Below are 234 nucleotides of genomic sequence, written 5' to 3' on the forward strand. Positions count from 1 at the left end.
TCCATGTGAAAGCGCCGCCGCAGCAGCTTTTCCATTGTCGGCAGCGCCATGCCCTCGGCAAAATAGCCGAACTTGTCGCCCAGACCGCCGATCTGGCGCTTGAGTTCGCGCAGCTGGCGGTCGGTCTCGCGGCTCTGCTCGGCCAGCGCGGCGATCATGGCCTTGAGGTCGTCCCACGAGAGGTCGGTGGTGGCAGCCATCGCGGTCGAAGCCGTATCAATCCTCGCACTTTCA

1 pseudogene is annotated in these 234 nt (G+C 64.1%); it reads right to left on the bottom strand.

The window, feature by feature from the left end:
- Nucleotides 1-158: pseudogene (locus tag NET02_RS16375) on the bottom strand (DUF3782 domain-containing protein); the annotation flags it as partial.
- Between the last annotated feature and the right edge of the window lie 76 nt (nucleotides 159-234).

It is taken from the genome of Thermalbibacter longus, from assembly GCF_023806485.1.
Lineage (GTDB): Bacteria > Chloroflexota > Chloroflexia > Thermomicrobiales > Thermomicrobiaceae > Thermalbibacter > Thermalbibacter longus.